Origin of the sequence: Pseudomonas sp. FP1154 (assembly GCF_030687245.1) — a bacterium.
In the GTDB taxonomy this organism is placed as follows: Bacteria; Pseudomonadota; Gammaproteobacteria; order Pseudomonadales; family Pseudomonadaceae; genus Aquipseudomonas; species Aquipseudomonas rhizophila.
The window spans coordinates 3,315,348-3,340,706 of the sequence record NZ_CP117465.1; the positions used below are offsets into that span (position 1 = coordinate 3,315,348).

The following is a 25,359-nucleotide window of genomic DNA, read 5'->3' on the forward strand; positions in this document are numbered from 1 at the left end:
GTGAGTTGCAGTTGATGGCGCACCAGGGGGCCTGTCCCCCATAACGTCTGCGAGGCAGAACGATGGGTATGTCGCGATGGGGATCAGTCCTTGCTTTATCCGGTGCGCTGGCAACATCCGCTTATGCAGCGGACGCGCAAAAGACCTTCACCCAGGGCGGGACCAACCCCGCCGCCATTGCCTGTTCAACCTGTCATGGTGCGGACGGTACAGGGATGCCCGCGGCTGGCTTCCCAAGGCTTGCAGGGTTACCTGCTGAGTACTTCTCAAAACAAATCGCGGATTTTCGCTCAGGCTCCAGGGCCAACCCAATCATGCTTCCTATCGCCCAGGCATTGAGCGAGGACGAGGTACAAGCCCTCGCCAGCATGCTCGCCAACATGCCAGGCCCACCTGTCAAACCCATCAATCGTGCGCAGGCGGCCAAGGGCCTGGGGCAGACCCTGGCATTGAGAGGCGCATGGGATCGAAACATACCCGAGTGCGTCTCCTGTCATGGCCCTGGCGGAATCGGGGTCGGTGCCTCTTTTCCACCGCTGGCGGGCCAATCGGCTCAGTACCTGGTCTCGCAACTGAATGCCTGGCGGCAGAAGACCCGGAAAAATGATCCGGACGATCTCATGGGCCACATCGCGAGGTCCCTCACTGAAGCCGAGGTCGAGGCTGTTTCCCGGTATTTCGCTGAGCTCAGTCAATAGAGGTCTGGCCATGAAATCATTCATCGCGGCACTCATCAGTTTGAATATGGTATCGATGGCTGGCGCTGCTGATGTGGCAGATGCATCGCCCCCTTCGCCCGGCCCAGACGCCCCACAACAGCGGACGGCGACATTTACTCCGCCAGCAGAGGACACGCTGCCTGATAACGCCTTTGGCCGTTTGGTCCGGCAAGGGCATGCGATCTTTGTCGATACCAAAGCCAACGCCCCCGAGTTCGTGGGAAACGGGATGAACTGCACCAATTGTCATTTGGACCAAGGCAGAAAAGCCGACTCGGCGCCCCTTTGGGCGGCTTACACGATGTACCCGGCTTATCGAAAAAAGAACGACAAGGTCAATACCTACGCCGAGCGCCTACAAGGCTGCTTTGAGTTCAGCATGAACGGAAAACCGCCTCCGGCCGACGGGCAGGTCATCGCCGCCCTGACTGCCTTTTCCTACTGGTTGGCAACAGGAGCACCGCTAGGCCAGGAACTGCCCGGGCGAGCTTATCCTGAAGTGCCGCAACCGGCGGGAGGCTTCGATCTGGCCAAGGGCAAGGTCATCTACGCCCAGCAATGCGCGGTGTGTCATGGCAACGAGGGCGAAGGCCAAAAGGCCGGGGGCGATTACGTATTCCCACCGTTATGGGGCAAAGACTCATTCAATTGGGGCGCGGGGATGCATCGCATCAATACCGCAGCCGGGTTCATAAAGTCGAATATGCCATTAGGTAAAGGCGCCACCCTGTCCGCCGATGAGGCCTGGCACGTTGCTGCCTACATGAACAGCCACGAACGGCCGAAAGACCCCAGGATGATTGCCGGTTCTATCGAGCAGACCCGGTTGAAATTCCATGCCAATGACGGGATCAATCTTTATGGCAAAGAAGTGAACGGCGTGATACTTGGCCAGGGAACTGAATGAACGGCGCAGCCAATACTACTGTCGCCGTTCTCGTGCAGCGTTATTGAACGTAAGCCCGCCTTCACCGCACGAACATCAGCCATCCGGCCAGCACCAATGCCGCAGTACAGGTCCAACCTGAAAACAGCCAGCGCCAGAGCCACCGGCGCGGGATAAAACCCACGCCCCTGACGAAAGCCACACTCATCGCCGCAAACAAAGCACCCGCCAGTGCGTGATCAGCTTTACCCTCCGGGGTTGCCATCATCGGCGGGTACAGTGTGCAGGCAAGCATGATGGTGATGGCGATCATCAGACTCGCCAGATGAATGCGTGAAGACGGCTGGGTATCTGAGCGTTGCTGAATCATCGCTGCTGCTCGTCATTGTCACTCAAGGCCCGGTTCGCTTCGTTCTCCCCCCACATTGCATTCAATATCGCCAGCAACAGCGCAAAGCCGACTCCCAACATCCAGGCGAAATACCACATATTCTTTGCTCCTTTGCCGGCACTAGTAGGCCGAATGCTCGTTGGCTTTGATCTGGGCAGCGGTGACTTTTCCGCTCATGACGCGATACGCCCAAGAGGTATAAATCACGATCAGGGGCATGAAGATCAACGTGGCCCAGAACATGATCGCCAGGCTCAGGTGGCTGGAGACGCTGTCCCACACCGTCAGGCTTGCCGCGGGCATGGTTGATGAAGGCATGATGAACGGAAACATTGAGACGCCTGCCGTGCTGATCACGCCAATCACCGCAAGCGATGAGGCGACAAACGCCGACAGCGTACGGCGCACCATCAACAAGAACGCGGCAGCTACAGCCCCGCCCAATCCAAGGACGGGCAGCAGCCAAAGCAATGGATAGCGTTCGTAGTTGGCCATCCAGGCGCCAGGTTCACGTACCACAGTCTTGCTGAGGATGTCCGGCAGCGCCGCGGTATCAACGAGCGAGGTGATGCGGTAGCCGTCAATCCATTGCAGCCAAATGCCGGCCACGATGAATGAGCACACCAGCACGATCGCCGCCGCCACCGCACCTTTTACTGCCCGGGACTGGATAATCCCCTCAGTGCGATGGGCCAGATAAGTGCCGCCCTGCAGGGTGATCATTGCACTGCTCACAACACCGGACAGCAGCGCGAAAGGATTGAGCAGTTGCCAGAAACTGCCAGTGTAGGTAGACACCAGATAGTCATTGAAGTGAAACGGCACGCCCAGCAGCAAGTTGCCAAACGCAATCCCGAACACCAGCGGAGGCACCGCCCCTCCGATAAAGAGCCCCCAATCCCAGGTGCTGCGCCAGGTGGCGTTGTGGATCTTGCTACGGTAGTCAAACCCCACCGGGCGGAAGAACAACGCCCAGAGCACCAGAATCATCGCCCAGTAGAAACCACTGAAGGCAGTGGCGTAGACCACAGGCCAGGCCGCGAACAAGGCGCCGCCAGCGGTGATGAACCAGACCTGATTACCATCCCAATGCGGCCCGACAGTATTGATGACAACGCGCCGCTCCAGGTCATTGCGGCCAACGAATGGCAGCAGCGTGCCGACGCCCATGTCATGACCATCCATGATCGCAAAACCGATCAGCAGGACGCCGACCAACGCCCACCAGATTATTTTCAGGGTGAAGTAATCAAGCATGGTGAAGCTCCTTCAGATGAGCGTCGTGAACATAACGGCCTGTACCGAGGCTGCCAGGCCCTTGGCGGGCGAACTTGACCATCAGGAACATTTCCACCACCAGCAACACGGTGTAGAAAACGATGAACCCGGCCAGCGAGCCATACAGGTTGTTGACGCTGAGCGTGGACACGCTCATGTGGGTCGGTAATACGCCGTAGATCGTCCAGGGCTGACGGCCGTACTCGGCGACAAACCAGCCCAGTTCACAGGCGATCCAGGGCGCCGGCAGCATGTAGAGTGCCCAACGCAACAACCCTCGGTGGCGGGTGCGGTTCGACTTCAGCGTGCTCCAGAATGCCAGTGCAAAGAGCATCAGCATCGCAAAACCCAGGCCGACCATGATCCGGAACGCCCAAAACATAGGCGTCACGCGCGGAACCGTATCGTTCACCGCGGTTTCGATCATGGCCGGTGTGGCTTGGTTGACGTCCTCGACATAGCGCTTGAGCAGCAACCCGAAGCCCAGATCAGCTTTGTATTCTTCGAACGTCTTGAACGCCGCCGGATCGCTGCGATTGGCTCTCAGTGCTTCCAGCGCATTGACTGCGCTAATACCGCGGATGATTCGGGCGCGGTTCTTTTCCTTGATCTCATGAATGCCGGGAATCTGCTGGCTGACCGAGCGGGTCCCGATCAGGCCCATCAACCATGGCACCTCGACCTCCCAATTATTTCGGGATTGAGCTTCATCGATGCTCGCGATCAGCGTCAGGCCAGCCGGCGCGGGCTTTGTTTCCCACATGGCCTCCATGGCCGCCAGCTTGGTCTGCTGCGCCTCCCCCACCGTGTAACCGGACTCATCGCCCAGTACGATGACGCTCAGCACAGAGGCCAGGCCGAACGCTGCGGCGACCCGAAAGCTACGTTTGGCAAACTCGACATCACGATTTTTGAGTAAATACCAACTGGAGATCGACAGCACAAACATCGAACCGGTGACATACCCGGCCGAAACCGTATGGACAAACTTGGCCTGGGCCACCGGATTGAACACCACCGTCCAGAAATCGACCATTTCCATGCGCATGGTGATGTAGCTGAACTCTGAGCCCACCGGGTTCTGCATCCAGCCATTGGCGATCAGGATCCACAGCGCCGACAGGTTTGTGCCGATTGCCATCAACAACGTGACCAGCAAGTGATGCTGTCTCTTGAGACGGTCCCAACCAAAAAAGAACAGCCCGATCATGGTCGATTCGAGGAAGAACGCCATCAAGCCTTCGATTGCCAGCGGTGCACCGAAGATGTCACCGACATAGTGCGAGTAGTAGGCCCAGTTGGTGCCGAACTGAAATTCCAGGGTGATCCCGGTGGTCACCCCCAGCGCGAAGTTGATGCCAAATAGCTTGCCCCAGAAGCGCGTCATGTCTTTCCAGATGACGTTACCGGTCATCACATAGACGCTTTCCATGATGACCAGCAGCCACACCATGCCAACGGTGAGCGGTACGAAAAGGAAGTGATAAAGCGCCGTGGCTGCGAACTGCAGCCGCGACAAATCCACCAGTTGTTCTGAGATCACTTGCTTGCCCCTTGAGCCGAGGTGGGTACACCGAAACGGTTGCCGACCGCGTTGGAATCGACGCTGACGTGGAAATCCTGGATGAATAGCCACCACAGCACTGCCAGCACGAGCAGCTTGATAAGCACTGCTGTGAGCAGATGACGGCGCAGTCGTTTGTCGGAAATAGTCATGTCGGTGCAGTTAGCACGCGCCATGCCAAGGCTCAGGGTCAGGTTTTTATCGTTAAATAACAGCCGATTAGGAACGTAACCTGGGAGAAGGGGGATTTTGCGCCAACCTCAGAGCCTGCCAATCTGCCATGACGGCAGTGATTGGCAGTCAGGTGTCATAGCGGCTGATCAGGCCAAACCCTGCTCTTTCAAGCGCCGGTACAAAGTCCGTTCGCTGATACCCAAGTGCCGGGCCAGCTCACTGCGGGTCCCTTTGAACGCAGACAGGATCTGGGCCAACGAGTGGCCATCAGCAACAGCCGGGTTAGCCAGTCGTTGGGCTGTCGCATCGGGGACCTGGGGTAAATGCACGGAATGAATGACCCCGTCATCGGCAAACAGGCTGGCTCTTTCCAGCACATTACGAAGCTCGCGGATATTGCCCGGCCAGGAGTATCGCTGCAGTTGCATCAAGGCATCGGCGTCGATGGTCAGCCGGCGCTTGCCCGTACCGGAACGTTGCAATAACGAATTGACCAGCAGCGCGATGTCCTCCATGCGATTGCGCAGAGGCGGTAAATGAATGGGAAATACGCTGATGCGGTAGTACAGGTCTTGCCTGAACTCACCCTGGGCCATCATCTGTTCCAAGGGCTTATGGGTGGCGGCAACCAATCGGAAATCGGCATGCAAGGTTTCCACGCCGCCAACACGGCGATAGGTTCCCGACTCAATCAGCCTGAGCAGTTTCACCTGCATGGCCAGGGGAACGTCGCCGATTTCATCAAGAAACAGCGTACCGCCCTGGGCTGTTTCGACCAGGCCCTGCTTGCGCAGGGTGGCCCCGGTGAACGCGCCTTTCTCGTGGCCGAACAGTTCGCTTTCAAACAGCGTTTCAGTCAACCCGGAACAATCCACTACCACAAAGGGCCCGTTGGCCCGCTCGCTGGTTTCATGGACCGCACGGGCAAACAGTTCCTTACCCGTCCCCGACTCTCCCAGCAGCAGCACCGGCAACATGGACGGCGCGACCCGCTGCAGTTCCGACAGTGCACGGTTGAACGCCGGAGAGCTGCCCACCAGGCCCTCGTTGCTGGGCCGTGCTGAGGCGCTGCGTACCAGGGTAAGGCGCTCCACATACGCGGTTATGTCGCCATGGTCATTGAGGATCGGCCGCAGTTCCACGTCGACATGTTCAGGCCCGCGGGGGGTGTGGTGAATGTGCAGGACCCGATCCGGGCCGCGCATTTCCCTGGCCTTCTTCATCGGGCAGTTCTCCCCCGCCTGATCGCAAGGCACATCGTAATGGTGGGAAATCCGATAGCACTTATGACCAATAAACGGTTGATCGGCACTGCCGAACTGGCGCCGATAGGCGGTGTTCGCCGCCAGAATGTTGTAGTCCGGGTCCAGCACGATCATCGGCTGCGGCTCGTGCTCGAGAAACGAAACCAGAGACTGCACCTGGTCCGGCGGGGGGATCGAATTGTTCGGGGTAGGCAGGATAGTGCTCATCGGGGTTCCTGTGGATTCATCCGGACGCAAGCGACACTGCCACTATGCCAACAAACACTGCCAATGGCAGTTGTTTATTCGTGTGCGTGAAAATGCCGCATCCCACCTACAAAAATAAACACAACAAATTCAAATAGATAGCTTTGATTTTTCGCTCACTCGGTGCATGGCAGACTTATTGCTATGTCAGGTTAAACCAGTCGGCAACAAGACCAGGAGACCGATCATGACCGCTACACTGCACGTCGAAGGATTTTTCGATCCCGATACTCATACTGTCAGTTATATCGTGCTTGATCAGGCGACCCGCCACTGCGCACTCGTGGACAGCGTACTGGATTACGATCCCAAGTCCGGCCATACCACGACGACGTCTGCCGACACGTTGATCGCCAGGGTGGCCGAGCTGGACGCCAAGGTTCAATGGATTCTTGAAACCCATGTCCACGCCGACCACCTCACGGCAGCGCCTTACCTCAAAGAAAAGCTGGGAGGCAAGATCGGCATCGGCAGTCGCATCACCACCGTGCAGCAAGCCTTTGGCACGCTGTTCAATACCGGTGATGACATGGCCCAGGATGGAAGTCAGTTCGATCATCTGTTCGTCAATGACTACACGTTCTCCATCGGTTCGCTGCAATGCCGCGCACTGCATACGCCGGGCCATACACCCGCCTGCATGACGTACGTCGTCAGCGACGCCAGGCAAACGGTGGCATTCGTCGGCGACACCCTGTTCATGCCCGACTACGGTACGGCGCGCTGTGATTTTCCTGGTGGCGATGCCCGCACCTTGTTCCGGTCCATCAACAAGGTACTGAGCCTGCCGGCCGATACGGTGCTGTACATGTGCCACGACTACCAGCCCGACGGCCGCGAGGTACTGTTCGCCAGTACCGTTGCCGAGCAGCGCGCCGACAATATCCATGTGCGCAACGGCATCAGTGAAGAAGAGTTCGTGGCCATGCGCACCAAGCGTGACAGCACGTTGGAAATGCCGACGCTGATCCTGCCATCGGTTCAGGTGAACATGCGCGCCGGACACTTTCCTGAGCCGGAATCGAACGGCACACGCTATCTGAAGATCCCGCTCAACGTGCTCTGACGTCCCCTCCCCCTATAAGAAAATCCCATCACGGAGACCACCATGGACATCCGCCACCTTGCGCCAGGCTTAGCGGTATCGGAGCAGATTTTCCCCGATCAATTGACGGAACTGAAAAACACCGGCTTTCGCGCCATCGTGTGTAATCGCCCGGATGGCGAAGGCAGCGATCAACCCTTGTTTGCCGAAATCAAGCGCGCGGCTGAAGCGCTGGGCATTGAAGCTCACTATCTGCCCGCGGAATCGGGCAAGGTCACCGACGAGCAAGGCGTTGCCTTCGGCCGGCTATTTGAATCACTGCCAAAACCGGTGTTGGCGTATTGCCGCTCCGGCATGCGTTCGACAACCATGTGGGCGCTGTCACAAGCGAGCCTGCTGCCTCTGCCGCAGATCGTCGAAACAGCCAAAGATGCCGGGTTTGACATGAAAGGCGTTATCCGCCGGATTGCAAACAAGGGGCAGACCCCGATCGAAGTGGCCGAGGCCGAGCATGCGGTGGTCATTATCGGGGGCGGCGCAGCGGGCATTGCGGCGGCATCCAGTTTATTGGCCAGGGAACCGGGGCTCGACATCGCCATCATTGACCCGGCAGATGTGCATTACTACCAGCCCGGCTGGACGCTGGTCGGTTGCGGTGTCTTCGATGCCCCCCGGACCGCCCATACGATGGGCTCGACCATTCCTCGCGGCGTGCACTGGATCAAAGCCGCCGTGGCCGCTTTTGAACCCGAGAAAAATGCGCTCATTCTCGATGGGTGCAGAGTCGTCAAGTATCAACAACTGATCGTGTGCCCTGGCCTGAAACTCAACTGGAATGCCATTGAAGGTCTGCCGCAGACATTGGGTCGCAACGGCGTTACATCCAACTACCTGTATCACCTCGCCCCCTATACCTGGGAGTGCGTGCAGCAACTACGCGGTGGCCGGGCCATCTTCACGCAACCGCCGATGCCGATCAAATGTGCCGGGGCGCCGCAAAAAGCCATGTATCTCTCTGCCGACCACTGGCGGCGTGAAGGGGTACTCGGCAACATCAAGATCGATTTCTGTAGTGCCGCAGCAGTGCTGTTCGGCGTGCCCGATTACGTGCCGGCCCTGATGGAGTACATCCGCGCCTATGGCATCGACCTGAACTTCGGCAGCACGCTGACGAGCGTTGACGGTCCCGCGCGAACCGCCACCTTCAGTTGCGCCCAGCCCGATGGCACACGCCAGCTTGTCACGCGCGACTTCGACCTGCTGCATGTGGTGCCCCCACAGATTGCGCCAGACTTTATCCGCGTCAGCCCCCTCGCCGATGCCGCTGGCTGGATTGATGTCGACCCCGACACGCTGCGCCATAAAACCTGGGCGAATATTCACGCACTGGGCGACGCCACCAACTCCAGCAATGCCAAGACCGCCGCGGCCGCTCGCAAGCAGGCGCCCGTGGTCGCCCATAACGTGCTGGCAGCCATGGGCAAAGCCAAGGGCAACGCTCATTACGACGGTTACGGCTCCTGTCCGCTGACAGTCGAACGGGGCAAGATCGTCCTGGCGGAGTTCACCTATGGCGGCACCGTCGCCCCCAGCTTCCCGTCCTGGCTGATTGACGGTACCCGACCATCGCGGCTGGCCTGGCTACTCAAGGAGCGGATTCTCCCTCCGTTGTATTGGAAGGGCATGCTCAAGGGACATGAGTGGCTGGCTAAACCGGAGTTGGCGGATCTATGAAACCAGACCTCAAGGCAAGGAGAGAGGGATGATCGTCATCTTGCTGCTCGGCCTGACCGTGGGTGTGATTCTGGCGCTGACCGGCGCTGGCGGGGGAATACTGGCGGTTCCCCTGCTGGTCTTCGGCGCGGGCCTGAGCATGGCCGAAGCCGGCCCCATTGGCTTGATGGCGGTGGGTTTGGCCGCGTCCCTGGGTGCGGTGATGGGCCTTAGAAACGGCACCGTACGCTATAAGGCTGCGCTGCTGACCGCAGGCGCGGGCATCATCTGCTCTCCACTGGGGATCTGGCTGGCTCAGCGCACGCCCAACCGTCCCTTGACGCTCCTGTTTGCCCTTCTATTGATGTACGTGGCCTTCCGGGCCTTTCAAAAGTCACTGCCCTCGCGCGCCGATTGCAAAGCCACGTCGAAGCGCAAACCCCCGCCTTGTGTACTGGACGAAAACCGCGGCAAGCTCCATTGGACCGCACCCTGTGCCTGGGCGCTGACGGTCTCCGGCATGGTCGCCGGCGCGCTGTCCGGCCTGCTGGGTGTGGGCGGCGGTTTTGTCATGGTCCCGGCACTCCAGCGCTACACCAATCTGACCACCCAATCGGTGCTCGCCACGTCGCTGACGGTCATTGCCCTGGTTTCAATTTCCGGCGTGGTGGCGAGCTCGGCGGCGGGTCATTTGCAATGGGCGATTGCCGTACCTTTTACCCTTGGCGCATTGTTGGGAATGACCGGCGGCCGCTTGCTCGCCGCCCGGCTGCCGGAGCCCTATCTGCAAAAAGGCTTCGCCATTCTGGCTGCGCTGGTGGCCCTGGCATTGGTTGTAAAAGCCTTGGGTTAATCGCCTGGTGGAGTCTCAACATGGTTTGTATCGGAGAAATCTCATGAACATTGACTGGCTCAACTTCACGCCCTGGTCAGCCCTTGCCGGCGGTGCGTTGATTGGTTTGGCTGCCAGCCTTTTCGTTGTCGCCAATGGGCGTATCGCCGGCATCAGCGGTTTACTCGGCAGCCTGCTGCAGCGTGGTAGCGAGGGGGTTAGCGAGAAAGCGCTGTTTCTGTTGGGGCTGCTCGTTGCCCCGCTGGTATGGGGCCTGTTCACCGCGTTGCCGCAGATCGAGTTTCAGAGCGGCTGGCTCGGCCTCAGCGTCGCCGGCCTGCTGGTGGGCATCGGCACCCGCTACGGGTCGGGCTGTACCAGCGGCCACGGCGTATGTGGCCTGTCGCGCCTTTCACCGCGTTCGATGATCGCCACGGCATGTTTCATGTTCAGCGGTTTCGCCACGGTCTTTGTCCTGCGTCATATGTTGGAGGGTTGAACATGCTCAAACTGACTGCATTCATGGCCGGTCTGGTGTTCGGCTTCGGTCTGCTCCTGGCGGGCATGGCCAATCCGAGCAAAGTCTTGGCGTTCCTGGATGTGACCGGCACCTGGGACCCCTCCCTGGCCCTGGTCATGCTCGCAGCGATTGGTGTCGCGATCGGCCCACTGACCTGGGCCCGCCGCCAGCCCCGTTCGATGCTGGGAAACCCGATGCAATTGCCGGTCAAGCGTGAGCTGGACCCACGCTTGATCGGCGGCAGCCTGCTGTTCGGCATCGGTTGGGGGATAGCCGGTATCTGTCCGGGGCCCGCCGTGGCGATCCTGCTCACCGGGCACTGGCAAATCATCGTATTCATGGCGGCCATGCTGGCTGGCATGTTGTTGTTCACCGCGCTGGAGAACCGGCGCACTCACTGATCGGGAGATCGTCATGAAAGCCAATATCGGAACCATCGACCGTAGCTTGCGTATTGCCGCGGGACTTGTCCTCATTGCCCTCAGCCTGAGCGGCGTGATCGGCTTGTGGGGCTGGATCGGCCTGGTGCCGCTGGCCACGGGGATCTTCCGTTTCTGCCCGGTCTATACATTACTGGGCATCAGGACCTGCAAACGCTGCTGAGGCGGGTGCTGCCGCGCCTGCAAATGACGGTACTGTCAGCCATTACACCGGTTTGTTTTCCCACCTCAATCGGAGACCACCGTCATGACTCATTCGCCTGCCACTCCCAGTCAATATGACGTGGTGATTGTCGGTGGAGGCCAATCCGCCTTGGCAGTGGCGTATTTCCTGCAGCGCACCCGACTTTCGTTCGTCATTCTCGATGCCGAGCAAGGGCCAGGAGGTGCCTGGCGCCATGGCTGGAACTCTTTGCGTCTATTCTCCCCCGCCACCTGGAGCTCGATCCCAGGCTGGATGATGCCGCCCACGCAGGATGGCTACCCATCACGCGACCATGTGATCGACTACCTCAAGCAGTACGAACAGCGCTATCAATTGCCCATCGTGCGTCCCGTGCGCATCACTTGCGTGGAGCGTACAGAAACCGGGTTACGGGTTAAGGCGCACGATAGACATTGGGACGCCAAGGTTGTGGTCAGCGCCACCGGCACCTGGAGTACCCCGTTCATCCCCCACTACCCCGGCGCGGGATTATTCGCCGGTCAACAGCTGCACTCGGCAAACTACCTCCAAGCGCAGCCGTTCACCGGAAAAAAAGTCCTGGTCATCGGTGGCGGCAATTCAGGGGCGCAGATTCTGGCCGAGGTTTCCAGGGTTGCCGAAACCACATGGGTAACACCTGTTGAACCCCTGTTCCTGCCTGATGAAGTGGATGGGCAGGTGTTGTTCGAGCGCGCCACGCAGCGCTGGAAAGCGCAACAGGAAGGTCGCGTCATCGAACAGCCCGTGGGTGGGCTGGGTGACATCGTCATGGTACCGCCCGTTGTCGAGGCCCGGTCGCGCAACGCGCTCAAATCAGTCCGACCTTTCGAACGCTTCACCCGCAACGGCGTAATCTGGGCCGACGGGAGCGAGTCTGCGGTGGACGTGGTGATCTGGTGCACCGGCTTCCGACCCGCCCTGCAGCATCTGGAGCCACTGGGTGTGCTCAACCCGGAAGGACGCGTGGACGTTGACGGGACTCATTCGATTCAAGAGCCCAGGCTATGGCTGGTCGGCTATGGCGAATGGACCGGTGCGGCCTCCGCTACGCTAATCGGCGTAACACGCACGGCCCGCAGCACGGTCAACGAAATTGCCGCTTTCCTCGTCGGTCCATCCGATGCCCAAACACTACCGGCACGCGACGAGCAAGGTTAAAGACGGCCCATCTGCAACGTGGCGCGCAGACCTCCCTCGGGGCGATTCTCCAACCGAACCTGCCCGCCAAGCCGATTGGCGATGGTCCGCACGATCGTCAAGCCCAACCCGGCACCCTGGTCGTTGCCGCGGCTGTAGAAGCGTTCAAAAAGCCGGTCCCGTTCGGCCTCGTCTATGCCTGGCCCCTGATCCTCGACCGCCAGCTCGTAATGATCTCCCTGTCGGGCCAGTCGCACCGTGATCAAGCCGTTGGGGGGAGAAAAGTTGGCCGCATTGGTCACCAGGTTGTTCAAGGCAATATCGATGGACACCGGATCAATCCTCACCGGGTCGATGTCATCACTGACGTCCAGGACCAGCTCCAGCCCCTTGCTGAGCAACCAGGGAGTCATCTGAACCAGACTTTCACGCACCGTGGCGGGCAGATCGATCACGGCGGGTGCAGGCACGCCGGCTTGCGGTTCAAGGCGTGCCATGGTGAGCAACTGATTGACCAGGCGCGTGGTGCGATCCACTCCGACGATCAGGTGTTGCAGGGACTCACGCCGGCTCTGCTCATTCCCCGCCTCCATCAGGTTCTGCGCATGAACCCTGAGCACCGCCAGGGGGGTTCGCATCTCATGGGCTGCGTCGGCAATAAAACGCCGTTCACGGCCCATCAACTCCTGAATCTGCGCCAGCACCCGATTGAGCGCCGCTTGCATGGGCTCCAGTTCGCTGGGCAGCGGCACCAATTGCAGAGGCTCCAGTGAGCCCGGATGCCGCGCACGCAACTTGGCTGCCATGTCGACCAGAGGCTTGAGCCCCCAGCCGATGGCCAACCAGATCACGGCGGCCAGAATCAGGCTGCCGATCAGATTAGGCACCACCGTGTGACGGACAATACGATCGACCAGATCGGACCGCACATCATCACGCTCCCCTACCCAGATTTTCAGGCCGTACTGTGTATCATCCAGTACGAACGCCCGCCACATACGGTCCTTTTGGTCTATCACGTCGCTGAAACCAGGAGCAATCGGCGGTGAGGTGAATGTCGGTGCACTGGAGGTGTGAACCAGCAACGCACCTTTTGAATCCCAGACCTGAAAGGCGATTTTGCTCTCATAGGGATGTCCATCGACTTTGGGAACCGCCGACGCCAAGGCCGAATTGAATGCCTGATACAACTGCGCATGTTCCTTGCTGGCCATGGGCATGCGCATGACACCCTGCAACAGCCGGGCGTTCTGGGCCAATTGAGCATCGTAGACTTCAGCGATCTCGTGGTTGCTGTCATGCAGATTGAATACGGTGATGATCAACAGGCCAACGAACAAAAGCCCCAGGATCAGCGTGAGGGTGCGCCGCCGGATTGAAGTCATCGGCGCTCCTCCACCAGATACCCGACGCCACGAATGGTACGGATCAGGTCGGTGGAAAATTTCTTGCGCAGGTGGTGAATATGCACTTCCAGGGTATTGCTCTCGGCCTCCTCGTTCCAGCCGTAAAGCAATTGCATCAGATGATCGCGCGTCATGACCCGGCCCGGCGGCGAAAGCAATTCGTGGAGCAACTGATACTCCTTGGGCGTCAACGCCACCGGGTTGCCCTGATAGCTGACCTGCTGGGTCCCCGGATTGAGGCTGATGCCGGCATGCTCGATCAGCGCCTGGGCACGACCGGCGCTGCGGCGCAACAAGGCCCGCAACCGGGCCTTGAGTTCCGCCAGATCGAAGGGTTTGATCAAGTAGTCGTCGGCCCCGGCATCGAGCCCGGCAATGCGATCTTCGGTGGCGTCCCGGGCGGTGAGGATCAGCACCGGCAGGTTGGAACCGCTGTCACGCAAGCGACGCAACACCTGCAGGCCGTCCATCCGTGGCAGGCCCAGGTCAAGCACAGCCAGGTCAAAGGTTTCGCTGAGCAGTGCGTGCAAGGCGCTGCTCCCGTCCTTCAACCAGTCTACGGTATAGCCTTCGCGGCTCAGGGCCTGATGGATGCCTTCGCCCAGGGCCACGTCATCCTCGATCAGTAATAAGCGCACGCACACTCCTCTCAGCCAAGTTTTTTGTTCACATCCACCAGCAACGCTTCGATTTCCTTGCGGCGCCCCGCGTCAGCGGTTTCCCGACCGGGCCGTGGCGCTGCCTGCAAGGCTTTTTGCAGGGCAACCCGGGCTTCAGCGTAGCGTTTCTGACGGTAGAGGTGATCGCCCCAGAAGTACAGACTGTCAATGCCGTTTGGGTTCAGTTGCAGCGCCTGCTGGAGCAGTTGCTCGGCCTTGTCCGAGTCGCCAAACCCCAAGGGCCAGCCGGGAACCCGATCATAGAGTGCGCCGAGGCTGGTGTAGGCCGAGCCTTGCAAGGCTTTGGGATCCAGGGCCAGGGCCTGTTCCAGATCAGCCTTGGCGTCCTTGACCTTGCCCAGCGCACCGATCCCGCCTGCGGCCCCTGCCCAACTGCTTTTGACAATGCCCGACCAGATCCAGGCCTCGGCCACTGACTGGCGTTGCTGCTTGAACGCCGAAGCCTGGGCGGCGAGTTTTTCAAAGGCATCGGCACGCTGCCCCTCAGGCAACTCATATTGAATATGCGCCCAGCTTTGCTGGATGCCTGTGAGACGCTGCTGGTCGGCGTCATCCAAGGCCCAGGCGCTTTGAGCCAGGGCGCCGAACAGTAAACAGATCAGAATTTTTTTCATGGTTTGAGGTGCTCGTTCTCAGGTTTATGGCTCAGACGGCGAACCAGTGGCAGTTGCTTGCGCAGGCCACGGTCCACCAGGTTGGGCAGCAGGCTGTTGAGACCGACGAAAAAACGCTCGGGCCAGCCCAGATACAGCTCGCGACGGTCGCCGGTAATGGCATGTATGACCGCCGAGGCCACCGCGTGCGGATCATCGACGTTGGCCTTGAGCGCCTGGTTGAGGGCTTGGGCCGCTGGGCTGTTCATCGACGTACGTGTAGCCCGGGGCGCCACGTAGAGCACGCCGACCCGGGTGTCCGCCAACTCCCGGCGCAGTGCTTCGGAGAATCCGCGCAGGGCGAACTTGCTGGCGCAGTAACTGGCGTAGCCTGGGTAGCCGATCGAGCCGTAGGTCGAGCCGACATTGACCACCATGGCGCTGGCGGCCTGTTTAAGCAGTGGCAGCAACAGTTTGCTCAAACAGATCGGCGCGCTGATGTTCAACGCCAGCATGGCGTCGATCTCACTGTCCTCGAGTTGTTCGAGCATGGCAAAGTGGTTAACACCGGCGGCATTGATCAGCAGGTTGATGCCGCCCAAGGCCTCGGCGGCGGCCAGCACCTTGCGCCGATCACCTGGCACAGTCAGGTCTGCGCCAACCCAGTACAACTGCTGCGGGTAGCGTTCGATCAAGGGTTCCAGCGCTTCGCGATGCCTGGCTACGGCCAACACCCGAGCGCCACTGGCGCATAGGGCCTGGGCGATGGCCAGGCCAATTCCGCCACTGGCACCGGTCAAGACGATCCGGGCGTCACACAGGCGCATGCTGGTCCCCCTCGTCACGGGGCAGGCCCCGGAACATCTCGGTGTAGAGCGTGTACACCACTTTGGAGGCGTGGATCACCGCCGCCTGGTCGGCCGGATCCTCCAACTTGTTCATCAGGCCGCGATAGGTCTGCATGTGCTCGATATCCAGCGACCCGTGGGAGCTGAGGTAGCTGAAAGCGGTGGGCGGCAGTTCCAGGTGTTCACGAATGGCGTCGGCAGCGTGGGTCGCCAGAGCGATGCTGGTGCCCTCGAGCACATTGACCATGCCGAACAGCCCCACCGGATTGCCCCGGGCGATCAAGTCATACAGGTAACTGACCATCAACTCGATAGGCAGCGACGGCTGACCATCACGCACCGCATCCTTGTCGCCTCCACACACGGCGATGTCATCCAGCACCCATTGCTCATGACCGTATTCCTCGTCGATGTACTCGCACACGGCCTTGCGCAGCCATTCCAGGTGCGCTGGCAGGCGTGCACCGCAAGCCATCATCAACGGTACGGTGTGGCGCACGTGGTAGTAGGCCTGGATCAGAAACGCCCGGTAACTGGCCAGGCTGACCTGGCCGTCGAGGGCGTCACGGATAATCGGCAGATTAAACAGCGTCTGACGTTCCTGATGGGTGGCTTCTTGCAAGGTGTCGAAAAAACTCATGACGGATATTCCTCGGACAGAATGGATTCGCTGAACAACCCGCGGTAATGCTCGACAATCGCTTCACGGCGCGGTCGGCCGTTGGCGGTGAGCAGGCCGTTGGCTGCGGTGAAGGGGTGCGCCAGTCGCGTCCAGCGATGGACCTGCGCGTAATCGGGCAACGCCTCGTTGGCCTTGCTCACCGCCAGCTCCAGCGCTTGATCAGAGCAGTCAGCGCGGGTGGGCCACAGCAATGCGTGGTTGTGCGGCAAGGCTTCGCCATAGACGAAGGCCTGACTGATGGTGCCGCCTTGGGTAAGTTCGGCTTCGACCCATTCAGGGTTAACGTTGCGACCGAAGCTGGTGACGAATTGGTGCTTCTTGCGCCCGCGCAGGTAAAGGAACCCGTCGGCGTCGAACTCCCCCAGGTCGCCGCTGGGCCACCAGTCGGCGGGCGGCGGAGGCTCCCCCAGGTATCCGAGCAAGGTCGAGCCCTTGATCATGACCTCGCCGTCTTCGGCCAGACGAACCTGCACATGGGGCAACGGCTGACCGACACTGCCGGCGCGGTTGGCCTGTGGGCGGTTGAGGCACACCACCGAAGCGCATTCCGACAGCCCGTAGCCTTCAAATACCGGCACGCCAGCACGCTGGGCTCGTTGCAGAAGATCATGGGATACCCGCGCACCGCCCACGGCGGCGAACCGCAAAGCGTGTGGGTAGAACGCTTTCTGCTCGGCAGCCGTGACCAGCATCAGCAACAATTGTGGAACCAGGATCAGACTCTGCGCCCGGCGCTCGGTCAGGCACGCCAACAGGCGCGCCGGGTCGACGCCACTGGCGCCCTGGATGCCGAGGGTTTTCTGGCCAGGCAGGCTGAGCATCGCCCCGGCATACAGCGCCGCGTAGCACCCGAGGTTTTCCAGAAGCACCGCCAGGGGCAGCAGCGCCAGGTGATGCCTTGGGTTGACCGGCCGGCTGGCCTGTTCCAGCTCACGGGCGACCCGCAGCAGGCTGTCGGCACTCAGGCAGACACCTTTTGGCGTGCCGGTGGTGCCCGAGGTAAAGGTCAGCTTGGCGGTGCCCGTCGGCAAGCGGCTCGGTCCGGGGTAATCTTTGTGCCAGAACTCGCCGCTGTAGTGGTAACCGGCGGCCTGGAGTTCGGCGGCCAGTCCCGGCTCGGCAATCACCCGCTGCGCCTGGCTCTGCTCCAGGCAATGCAAGCGTTGAGCCGGACTGAAAAAAACCGGCAGGATGACGCAGGCCAGACCTTCGAACAAAACCGCCAGGTCCCAAAGCATGGCTTCGACACCATTATCCAGGGCCAGAGCAACAACCTTTATGTGTTCATCGCGCAAGCGTTGTTGGCGGTACACCACTTCGGAGTAAAGCGTGGCGTAGTCCAGCCGCAAGTTATCGCCCCACAGCGCCACGGCGTAGCCCTTGCGTTGGGCATGCTCACGCAGGGTGAGTTTGAAGCGCTCCACTTCAGGCAACATGGCACGCCTCCCCGTAGGTCTGTGAAAAACCCAGGCGATCGAACAGACCGGCATCGCGCAGATGAACGAAGCCGGCGCGGATGTTGCCGACATGAACCCATGGCTGACTCTCGTAGTAGCGGCCCCAGAGGTGACGGTCTTCCCCCAGGCGCTGCGGGTCGGCCGGACACAGGGTCACGGGCTTGAGGCCAAGGCGATGGAAACTGTTGACCAGGCCGATATTGCCGGTGAACGCCACCCACTCCAGCCCGCCCATCGCCAACAGATAGGTGATCGCGATAATGCTCAGGCGAGCGCTGCCGGTGTCGCTGGCGGCCAGATTGCCAACTTCGACAATGCCGGCGCGATCCACTGCGCAGTCTGCATCGGCCTTGATCAAAGGCTCGATGGGATCGTCCAGATAATGCTCGAGAAACAGCGGTCCCTGGGCGGCCAGACGCACGCCTGCCACGGCGCAAAGCCTGCCGTCAGCATCATCGAGCCCGAACAGTTCGGGCATGAAGTGACGAATCTCTGCGCCGTGCGCCTGATGGAAACGCCGGTGGATGAAGGCTTCGAACTCATCCCGGCGGGGCTCTCCCGGCATAGCCCGGTGCAAGTGGCGAACCGGCTGGCCGGCATTGCCGAAAGCCAGCGGTAGATGGATGTTCCAGTCAGAATCGGGCATGGGTCAACGTTCTCCCTTGGGTATGGGGAGAAAGTATCGAGGCCGTTTCTTAACGAAGTCTGAAGGTGGTTAAAGATCGACCGCCGGAGTGGCGTGACGAGGCAAGCCAATGGAAATCAAAGCGGCGAGCAGCACGAAGGCGCTGGATATCCATAAGCACGCCTGCAGCCCGTACACTTGATAAACCCAGCCAGAAAGCACCGTTCCGATCAGCCGTCCCATGGCGTTGGACATGTAGTAAAAACCCACATCCAGCGATACGCCGTCTTCCTTGGCGCAGGACACGATCAAGTAGCTGTGCAACGAAGAGTTCACCGCGAACAGCGCTCCAAAGACCATGAGCCCACCCAGCAGCACCGTCTGTGGTGCCAACCCGCTGTCGAGTCCTAGCGCAATGGCCGCGGGCAGACCCGCCAATGCCATTGCCCACAGACACGCCGCGCGACCATCCGGCACGTGCCCACGTTTCTTGCCAGTGATGTTGGGCGCAAAAGACTGCACGATGCCGTAGCCGATCACCCAAGCCGCGAGGAAACCGCCGACTTTCCAGAAGTCCCAACCGAAAACACTGCTCAGGTAAACCGGCAGGGCCACCACGAACCAGACGTCGCGGGCACCGAACAAGAACATCCGTGCCGCCGACAAAATGTTGATCGCGCGGCTCTTGGAGAGGATGTCGCGAAACCTGGGCTTGGCTTTCGCTTTACCCAGATCCTTTTTCAACAGGATCAGGCTGGCGATCCAGATCAACGCCAGTACGCCGGCCATCGCCAGCAGCGCACCTTTGAAGCCGATGAGGGCCAGCAAGGCGCCCCCCAGGAAGAAACCAACGCCCTTGAGGGCATTCTTGGAGCCGGTGAGAATCGCCACCCACTTGTACAATTGCCCCTGCTGACCATCGGGAACCAGCAGCTTGATCGAGCTTTTCGCGCTCATCTTGTTCAGGTCTTTGGCGATCCCGGACAGCGCCTGGGCACCCATCACCCAGGGGATGGTCAACCAGACCAAAGGAACTGTCAGCATCAACAGCGCCACGACCTGCATCCCCAGGCCGATATTCATGGTTCGGTTCAGGCCAAGCCGGGCACCGAGGTAGCCGCCCACCAGGTTGGTGATCACGCCGAAGATTTCGTAGAACAAAAACAGCGCGGCGATTTGCAGCGGGCTGTAGCCCAACGCATGAAAATGCAGCACCACCAACATGCGCAAGGCGCCATCGGTGAGGGTGAAGGCCCAGTAATTGCCGGTGACGAGCAGGTACTGCCGCACTTGCGGAGCGAGGGCTGACAACGCTTTCATGACCGTTCCTCAGACTGTCCGGCCGACCATCCGGGCCAGTTCCACGGTGCGGTTGGCATAGCCCCATTCATTGTCGTACCAGGCGTAGAGTTTGACCTGGGTGCCATTGATGACCATGGTCGACAGCGCATCAATGATCGACGAGCGCGGGTCGGTTCGGTAATCGATGGACACCAATGGGCGCTCTTCAAAACCGAGGATGTCTTTGAGTTCGTTCTCGGAAGCGTCCTTGAGGAACTGATTCACTTCTTCGACGGTAGTGGCTCGCTCGACTTCGAAGACGCAATCGGTCAGCGAAGCGTTGGCCAGTGGCACGCGCACGGCGTGACCATTGAGGCGCCCGCGCAGCTCCGGGAAGATTTCCGCGATGGCGGTGGCCGAGCCGGTGCTGGTGGGAATCAGACTCATGCCCGAAGCCCGCGCACGGCGCAGGTCCTTGTGGGGTTGATCGAGGATGCTCTGGGTGTTGGTCAGGTCGTGAATGGTGGTGATCGAACCGTGGCGTATGCCGAGCTTCTCGTGGATGACTTTCACCACCGGCGCCAGGCAGTTGGTGGTGCATGAAGCGGCGGTGACGATGGCATGGTCGTCGGGCTTGAACAGCTGATGATTGACGCCCATGACGACGTTCAATGCACCTTTTTCCTTCACCGGGGCGCTGACCACCACGCGCTTCACACCCTGGTCGAGATAACCCTGAAGCACGGCAACCGTCTTCATTTTTCCGCTGGCTTCGATCACCAGATCGCAGCCCGACCAATCGGTGTCGGCAATCGCTTTATTGGCCGTGACCTTGATGCGCTTGCCATCGATGACGATGTTGTCGCCCTCGGAGCCAGCCTCTGCATTCCAGCGACCATGCACCGAATCGAAGTTCAACAGATGCGCATGGGTCGCGGCGTCACCCGCCGGGTCGTTGATCTGCACGAAGTCGAACTCCGGCCAATGCCAGGCGGCCCGCAATGCCAGGCGACCAATACGTCCAAAACCGTTGATACCCACTTTGATCGTCATGTTGTTGTGCTCCTGTGGCTGGTGTCTATGGAGTTCGACTGCCGGTCGAACCAGGCGTTGGGCTTGACTCAGATGGAGCGCTGATTGACTCGATTCATCAATTCTTGCGCCGACTCCTTGCGCTCGGAATAACGGTCGACCAGGTAATCCTGGCGGTCGCGAAGCAGCAGCGTGAACTTCACCAATTCCTCCATCACATCCACCACGCGGTCATAGAACGGCGAAGGCTTCATCCGGCCGCTGTCGTCAAACTCCATATAGGCCTTCGGCACGGAAGATTGGTTGGGAATGGTGAACATGCGCATCCAGCGTCCCAGCACCCGCAGCTGATTGACCACGTTGAATGACTGCGAGCCACCGCATACCTGCATGACAGCGAGGGTTTTGCCCTGGGTCGGGCGTACCGCGCCCATCGCCAGCGGCACCCAATCAATCTGCGCCTTGAACACCGCGCTCATGGACCCGTGGCGTTCCGGCGAGCACCAGACCTGGCCTTCGGACCACTGCATCAGCTCGCGCAGTTCCTGGACCCGGGGATGATCGACCGGCGCGTCATCCGGCAGCGGCAGACCCGACGGATTGAAAATCCGCGCCTCGGCGCCGAAGTGCTCCAACAACCGAGCGGCCTCCTCTACCAGCAGGCGACTGAAGGAACGCTCGCGCGTCGATCCGTACAGCAGCAAAATGCGTGGTTTGTGGCTGGAAGTCGTTTCGATACCGAGTTTGTCTGTCGACGGAAGATCGGCCAGTTCGGTTTCGAGTTGGGGAATAGAGTCATCAAACATAGTCTTTTCCTGCGCGACGGCGCTTTGGGAATCATCGAACCAGCGGCATGGCCTACCGGAGCTCGTCAGGCAATTTTGCTCTCACAACAAATGGCGACCCGTTCAGGACGGTCCCCCATTGCTTCCAGACGCTTGGCATCGGGGCTTAACCAGTGCTTGTTGGTTTCGAGTACCACGGTCAGTACCTGCAGCACCCAGTCAGGAAGATTGGGGTGCAGGCGGTAGTAAACCCATTGACCTTGCCGACGGTCCGAGAGCAAACCGCAGGTGCGCAACTGCGCCAAGTGCCTGGAGACTTTGGGCTGACTCTCGTTCAACGCACAGGTCAGCTCGCAGACGCACAACTCCCCCTCTCGGGTGATCAGCAGCATCATGCGCACCCGATTGTCGTCGGCCAGGCATTTGAAGACAGTGGTCGGGGTCAGATGGTCAGCCATTTCAGTTCTCAGTGTTTGGTTTTCACCAAGACAAACATCTTGATGCGCTCATGAATTTCGTGAAGCGTGTGACGGAACGCGTCGGGCTTGGTGCTGGTGACCGGATCTTCAAAGCTCCAGGTCAAGGCCTCGCCAGCATCGGGGAGCGACTGGCACTGCGCAGTTGCTTTATCGCACAGGGTAATCACGTAATCGAAACGCTCTCCCTGAAACTCATCAATCGACTTGCTGCGTAACCCGTCAGTACTGATTCCAAGGTGCGACAAGACCTCGAAGGTGCGCGGGTCGACCGCGGTCGGAACCGTGCCGGCGCTGAACGCCTCGAAATGTTCCGAATCCGTGTGCCTGAGCAGCGCTTGGGCTAACTGGGAACGAGCAGCGTTGGCGGTGCAGACGAAGAGAACGCGGGCTTTGCCAGTCATGATGAAGCCTCATCCAATATACGGAAAACCGAATATATGATTATCCGAATATAAGGTAAAGCCCCCGCCGTTTATTTTCCCTGCCACGCGCCGTCTACAATCAGAACGAGATAGAATCCTCTGGGGGGTATTCTCTGAACAGGATCGCGCTCAGTTCAGAAATATATGTTTTTTTCCATATACGCTCTGCATCCGGAACCTGTGCGCGCAGACGTACAAAGAAGAGGTTTGAGTATGAGCACCCGCCAGCCCATCGGCTTTTTCGAGCGCTACCTGTCAGTGTGGGTCGCCCTCTGTATCGCCGCCGGCATTGGTCTGGGCAGTCTGTTCCCACGGCTGTTCCAGACCATGGCCGATTATGAATACGGTTCGGTCAATTTCATTGTCGCGGTACTGATCTGGCTGATGGTCTATCCGATGATGGTGTCGGTGGACTTCTCCAGCCTCAAGCGCATTCACGAACGGCCCAAGGGGCTGATCATCACCCTGGTGGTCAACTGGTTGATCAAACCGTTCACCATGGCCGGGCTGGGGGTGTTGTTCTTTCATTATTTCTTTATCGACCTGATCGATCCTCGCGATGCCGGCCAGTACATCGCCGGTCTGATCCTGCTCGGTGCCGCGCCGTGTACTGCCATGGTGTTCGTCTGGTCGCAGCTGACACGCGGCGACGCCACCTACACCCTGGCGCAGGTGGCGCTGAATGACGTGATCATGATCTTCGCCTTCGCGCCGCTGGTGGCGCTGTTGCTCGGCGTGACTGACATTGAGGTGCCTTGGGCAACCCTGATCCTTTCGGTCGGGCTGTATGTGTTGATCCCGCTGATTGCCGGGGTACTCACCCGGCTGAAGCTCAGTGCCTCGGCGCAAAACGCCGGCGAGGCCGAGTATGCGGTCACGCGCTTCAACGCTCGGGTCAAACCCCTGTCGATACTCGGCCTGCTCGGCACCGTGGTGCTGCTTTTCGGGTTTCAGGGGCAGATCATTCTGGATAAACCACTGCTGATTGCTTTGATTGCCGTGCCCTTGCTGATCCAGTCCTACGGCATTTTTGCCATTGCTTACGCGGCGGCGCGGCTATGGAAAGTACCCTTTAACGTGGCAGCACCCTGCGCCCTGATCGGCACCTCGAATTTCTTCGAGCTGGCGGTGGCGGTGGCAATTGGTTTGTTCGGCCTTAACTCCGGGGCGGCCCTGGTCACCGTGGTCGGGGTGCTGGTGGAAGTGCCGGTGATGCTGTCGCTGGTGGCTTTTGCCAACCGGACCCAGGCCTGGTTCCCGAAAGAAGGCGTAGGGATGACGCCAACCGCCTCGCCATGACCACAGCATCGCTGCGAACGAGAAATACTGTGGTTAACCCAGGCGAGATGAACTGGATAACGCGGCATGGACAATGCCCCTGCCGCGTCTCACATCAGTTTTTCTTGGGACCTACTTTCATCAGCAACATGACGCCGATGATGGCCGACAGGGTCGAGCCCAGCAGCACACCGACTTTGACCTCATCGACCAGATGCGGCGCATTGGGAAATGCCAGCGCACCGATGAACAGGCTCATGGTGAATCCGATCCCGCACAACAGCGCCACGCCGTACATCTGCGACCATCTGGCCCCCTCAGGCAGTTTGGCCAAGCCGAAACGAATGGCCAGCGCCGCCAACCCGAACACCCCAAGCTGTTTGCCCAGCAACAGCCCCATCGCCACGCCCATCGGTACCGGATCAAGCAGATTATTCGGCGAAATACCGGCCAGGGACACGCCGGCATTGGCGAAGCCGAAGATGGGCACGACCGCAAAAGCCACCCATGGATGCATCTTTTCTTCGAGGTAGAGCAGTGGCGACCACCCGCCTTCGTTGGAGTCTCCAAGGGGGATACACAGGGCAAGAATGACCCCGGCCAAGGTCGCATGGATGCCCGATTGCAGCATGAAGTACCAGAGCAGTGCACCGGCTATCACATAGGGAAACAGCCGCTTGACGCCGCAACGGTTGAGTACCACCAGCAGTGCCGTAACGCCCAGGGACGCCAGCAGCATGTTCGTCGACAAATCGCTGGTGTAGAAGATCGCGATGATGAGGACGGCCCCAAGGTCATCCAGAATCGCCAGCGCGGAGAGAAAGATTTTCAAGGAGATGGGCACACGCTTGCCCAGCAGCGACAACACCCCCAAAGCAAACGCGATGTCAGTTGCGGTGGGAATCGCCCAGCCGCTCAAAGTCTGTGCATTACCCCAGTTGATCGCCACGTAGATCAAGCCCGGCAGCAGCATACCGCCCAGCGCCGCAAATCCCGGAAGGGCTCGTTGGCCCCAACTCGACAACTGGCCTTCAAGCATTTCACGCTTGATCTCAAGGCCGACCAGTAAAAAGAACAGAGCCATCAGGCCATCATTGATCCAGTGCCCCACCGAAAGCCCCAGGGCTTTGATGTGCAGCGTGGAGAAGTACACTTCTGACCAGGGCGAATTGGCTACGATCAGCGCGGCCAGGGCGGAAGCCATCAGGATCAGGCCGCCAGCGGATTCAGCGGCGAAAAAACGGGAGAGGAAAGCCATGGCGGAAGGTGACTCACTTTTATTATTCAGGCGCAACGGTTCCGGGCTCATAGGCACAGCGACTCCGCGCTGGCGGCCCGACCTGCGCTTGATTAAACCTGCCCTGCCGCGTTTTGCG

The 25,359-nt window shown here is 59.9% G+C and carries 29 protein-coding genes; 10 read left to right on the plus strand and 19 right to left on the minus strand.

Annotated features, from left to right (window positions below; all coding sequences use genetic code 11):
* The first annotated feature begins 62 nt into the window (after positions 1–62).
* Together PSH91_RS14930 and PSH91_RS14935 are read left to right on the plus strand one after the other, a co-directional pair.
* On the plus strand, positions 63–698 hold the full coding sequence (locus tag PSH91_RS14930) for a cytochrome c (protein ID WP_047225670.1): 636 nt from the start codon (positions 63–65) through the stop codon (positions 696–698).
* A 10-nt stretch (positions 699–708) separates the two neighbouring features.
* Complete coding sequence (locus PSH91_RS14935) at positions 709–1,626, plus strand: c-type cytochrome (RefSeq protein ID WP_047225669.1); 918 nt, start codon at positions 709–711, stop codon at positions 1,624–1,626.
* 61 nt (positions 1,627–1,687) lie between these two features.
* Here PSH91_RS14935 and PSH91_RS14940 read toward each other — a convergent pair whose 3' ends face one another.
* The 6 genes from PSH91_RS14940 to PSH91_RS14965 all read right to left on the minus strand — a co-directional run bounded on the left by PSH91_RS14940 (position 1,688) and on the right by PSH91_RS14965 (position 6,484).
* On the minus strand, positions 1,688–1,975 hold the full coding sequence (locus tag PSH91_RS14940) for a cyd operon YbgE family protein (RefSeq protein ID WP_047225668.1): 288 nt from the start codon (positions 1,973–1,975) through the stop codon (positions 1,688–1,690).
* Positions 1,972–2,094, minus strand: a complete 123-nt coding sequence (gene cydX / locus PSH91_RS14945) for a cytochrome bd-I oxidase subunit CydX (protein ID WP_047225667.1) — start codon at positions 2,092–2,094, stop codon at positions 1,972–1,974. Before cydX ends, PSH91_RS14940 begins: the two co-directional genes overlap by 4 nt.
* Positions 2,095–2,116: 22 nt before the next feature.
* Positions 2,117–3,253 (minus strand): cytochrome d ubiquinol oxidase subunit II, encoded by a 1,137-nt coding sequence (gene cydB, locus PSH91_RS14950; protein ID WP_047225666.1) that lies wholly within the window; start codon positions 3,251–3,253, stop codon positions 2,117–2,119.
* A complete protein-coding gene (locus PSH91_RS14955; RefSeq protein ID WP_047225665.1) occupies positions 3,246–4,817 on the minus strand; it encodes a cytochrome ubiquinol oxidase subunit I in 1,572 nt (523 codons plus the stop codon). The genes cydB and PSH91_RS14955 overlap by 8 nt, the downstream gene beginning before the upstream one ends.
* Positions 4,814–5,014 carry a cytochrome oxidase putative small subunit CydP gene (gene cydP, locus PSH91_RS14960; protein WP_052915280.1) on the minus strand — a complete coding sequence of 67 codons (201 nt, stop codon included), beginning with the start codon at positions 5,012–5,014 and terminating at the stop codon, positions 4,814–4,816. The genes PSH91_RS14955 and cydP overlap by 4 nt, the downstream gene beginning before the upstream one ends.
* A 144-nt stretch (positions 5,015–5,158) precedes the next feature.
* The gene (locus tag PSH91_RS14965; protein WP_047225664.1) at positions 5,159–6,484 is read right to left on the minus strand and encodes a sigma-54-dependent Fis family transcriptional regulator; all 1,326 of its coding nucleotides are present in this window, start codon (positions 6,482–6,484) and stop codon (positions 5,159–5,161) included.
* A 226-nt stretch (positions 6,485–6,710) separates the two neighbouring features.
* On the opposite strand from PSH91_RS14965, the gene PSH91_RS14970 reads away from it, so the two are divergent.
* The 7 genes from PSH91_RS14970 (at position 6,711) to PSH91_RS15000 (ending at position 12,436) form a co-directional block, all read left to right on the plus strand.
* A complete protein-coding gene (locus PSH91_RS14970; RefSeq protein ID WP_047225663.1) occupies positions 6,711–7,589 on the plus strand; it encodes an MBL fold metallo-hydrolase in 879 nt (292 codons plus the stop codon).
* Positions 7,590–7,631: 42 nt separating this feature from the next.
* Positions 7,632–9,302: a bifunctional protein tyrosine phosphatase family protein/NAD(P)/FAD-dependent oxidoreductase gene (locus tag PSH91_RS14975; RefSeq protein WP_160892190.1), complete on the plus strand. Its 1,671-nt coding sequence runs from the start codon at positions 7,632–7,634 to the stop codon at positions 9,300–9,302.
* Positions 9,303–9,330: 28 nt separating this feature from the next.
* A complete protein-coding gene (locus tag PSH91_RS14980; RefSeq protein ID WP_047225661.1) occupies positions 9,331–10,134 on the plus strand; it encodes a sulfite exporter TauE/SafE family protein in 804 nt (267 codons plus the stop codon).
* A 43-nt stretch (positions 10,135–10,177) separates the two neighbouring features.
* Positions 10,178–10,612 carry a YeeE/YedE family protein gene (locus tag PSH91_RS14985; RefSeq protein ID WP_281460121.1) on the plus strand — a complete coding sequence of 145 codons (435 nt, stop codon included), beginning with the start codon at positions 10,178–10,180 and terminating at the stop codon, positions 10,610–10,612.
* Between the two features lie 2 nt (positions 10,613–10,614).
* A complete protein-coding gene (locus tag PSH91_RS14990; RefSeq protein ID WP_160892186.1) occupies positions 10,615–11,034 on the plus strand; it encodes a DUF6691 family protein in 420 nt (139 codons plus the stop codon).
* A gap of 13 nt (positions 11,035–11,047) precedes the next feature.
* A complete protein-coding gene (locus tag PSH91_RS14995; protein ID WP_047225658.1) occupies positions 11,048–11,236 on the plus strand; it encodes a DUF2892 domain-containing protein in 189 nt (62 codons plus the stop codon).
* Positions 11,237–11,320: 84 nt separating this feature from the next.
* A complete protein-coding gene (locus PSH91_RS15000) occupies positions 11,321–12,436 on the plus strand; it encodes an ArsO family NAD(P)H-dependent flavin-containing monooxygenase (protein WP_305466043.1) in 1,116 nt (371 codons plus the stop codon).
* Here PSH91_RS15000 and PSH91_RS15005 read toward each other — a convergent pair.
* From PSH91_RS15005 to PSH91_RS15060, 12 genes are all read right to left on the minus strand, one after another.
* Positions 12,433–13,800 carry an ATP-binding protein gene (locus PSH91_RS15005; protein ID WP_047225656.1) on the minus strand — a complete coding sequence of 456 codons (1,368 nt, stop codon included), beginning with the start codon at positions 13,798–13,800 and terminating at the stop codon, positions 12,433–12,435. The genes PSH91_RS15000 and PSH91_RS15005 overlap by 4 nt on opposite strands.
* Positions 13,797–14,459: a response regulator gene (locus tag PSH91_RS15010; protein ID WP_047225655.1), complete on the minus strand. Its 663-nt coding sequence runs from the start codon at positions 14,457–14,459 to the stop codon at positions 13,797–13,799. Before PSH91_RS15010 ends, PSH91_RS15005 begins: the two co-directional genes overlap by 4 nt.
* 11 nt (positions 14,460–14,470) lie before the next feature.
* The gene (locus PSH91_RS15015) at positions 14,471–15,115 is read right to left on the minus strand and encodes a tetratricopeptide repeat protein (RefSeq protein ID WP_076384310.1); all 645 of its coding nucleotides are present in this window, start codon (positions 15,113–15,115) and stop codon (positions 14,471–14,473) included.
* The gene (locus PSH91_RS15020) at positions 15,112–15,921 is read right to left on the minus strand and encodes an SDR family oxidoreductase (protein ID WP_047225653.1); all 810 of its coding nucleotides are present in this window, start codon (positions 15,919–15,921) and stop codon (positions 15,112–15,114) included. Before PSH91_RS15020 ends, PSH91_RS15015 begins: the two co-directional genes overlap by 4 nt.
* Positions 15,908–16,582, minus strand: coding sequence for a TenA family transcriptional regulator (locus PSH91_RS15025; protein ID WP_047225652.1), 675 nt, complete (start codon positions 16,580–16,582; stop codon positions 15,908–15,910). Before PSH91_RS15025 ends, PSH91_RS15020 begins: the two co-directional genes overlap by 14 nt.
* Positions 16,579–18,060, minus strand: coding sequence for an AMP-binding protein (locus PSH91_RS15030; RefSeq protein WP_274090151.1), 1,482 nt, complete (start codon positions 18,058–18,060; stop codon positions 16,579–16,581). The genes PSH91_RS15025 and PSH91_RS15030 overlap by 4 nt, the downstream gene beginning before the upstream one ends.
* Positions 18,050–18,727 carry a thermostable hemolysin gene (locus PSH91_RS15035; RefSeq protein WP_047225650.1) on the minus strand — a complete coding sequence of 226 codons (678 nt, stop codon included), beginning with the start codon at positions 18,725–18,727 and terminating at the stop codon, positions 18,050–18,052. The genes PSH91_RS15030 and PSH91_RS15035 overlap by 11 nt, the downstream gene beginning before the upstream one ends.
* Before the next feature lie 69 nt (positions 18,728–18,796).
* The gene (arsJ, locus tag PSH91_RS15040; RefSeq protein WP_305466045.1) at positions 18,797–20,026 is read right to left on the minus strand and encodes an organoarsenical effux MFS transporter ArsJ; all 1,230 of its coding nucleotides are present in this window, start codon (positions 20,024–20,026) and stop codon (positions 18,797–18,799) included.
* 9 nt (positions 20,027–20,035) lie between these two features.
* Positions 20,036–21,040: an ArsJ-associated glyceraldehyde-3-phosphate dehydrogenase gene (locus PSH91_RS15045; RefSeq protein ID WP_076384302.1), complete on the minus strand. Its 1,005-nt coding sequence runs from the start codon at positions 21,038–21,040 to the stop codon at positions 20,036–20,038.
* 68 nt (positions 21,041–21,108) lie between these two features.
* Positions 21,109–21,825, minus strand: a complete 717-nt coding sequence (gene arsH / locus PSH91_RS15050) for an arsenical resistance protein ArsH (RefSeq protein WP_047225647.1) — start codon at positions 21,823–21,825, stop codon at positions 21,109–21,111.
* Between the two features lie 65 nt (positions 21,826–21,890).
* Complete coding sequence (locus PSH91_RS15055) at positions 21,891–22,262, minus strand: metalloregulator ArsR/SmtB family transcription factor (protein ID WP_047225646.1); 372 nt, start codon at positions 22,260–22,262, stop codon at positions 21,891–21,893.
* A gap of 8 nt (positions 22,263–22,270) precedes the next feature.
* Positions 22,271–22,684, minus strand: coding sequence for an arsenate reductase ArsC (locus PSH91_RS15060; protein ID WP_047225645.1), 414 nt, complete (start codon positions 22,682–22,684; stop codon positions 22,271–22,273).
* Positions 22,685–22,918: 234 nt separating this feature from the next.
* On the opposite strand from PSH91_RS15060, the gene arsB reads away from it, so the two are divergent.
* Positions 22,919–24,004 carry an ACR3 family arsenite efflux transporter gene (gene arsB / locus PSH91_RS15065; RefSeq protein WP_047225644.1) on the plus strand — a complete coding sequence of 362 codons (1,086 nt, stop codon included), beginning with the start codon at positions 22,919–22,921 and terminating at the stop codon, positions 24,002–24,004.
* A gap of 94 nt (positions 24,005–24,098) precedes the next feature.
* Here the strand turns inward: arsB and nhaA are convergent, their stop codons facing one another.
* Entirely contained in the window at positions 24,099–25,292 is a 1,194-nt protein-coding gene (gene nhaA, locus PSH91_RS15070) for a Na+/H+ antiporter NhaA (protein ID WP_047225643.1), read from the minus strand.
* Positions 25,293–25,359: the final 67 nt, after the last annotated feature.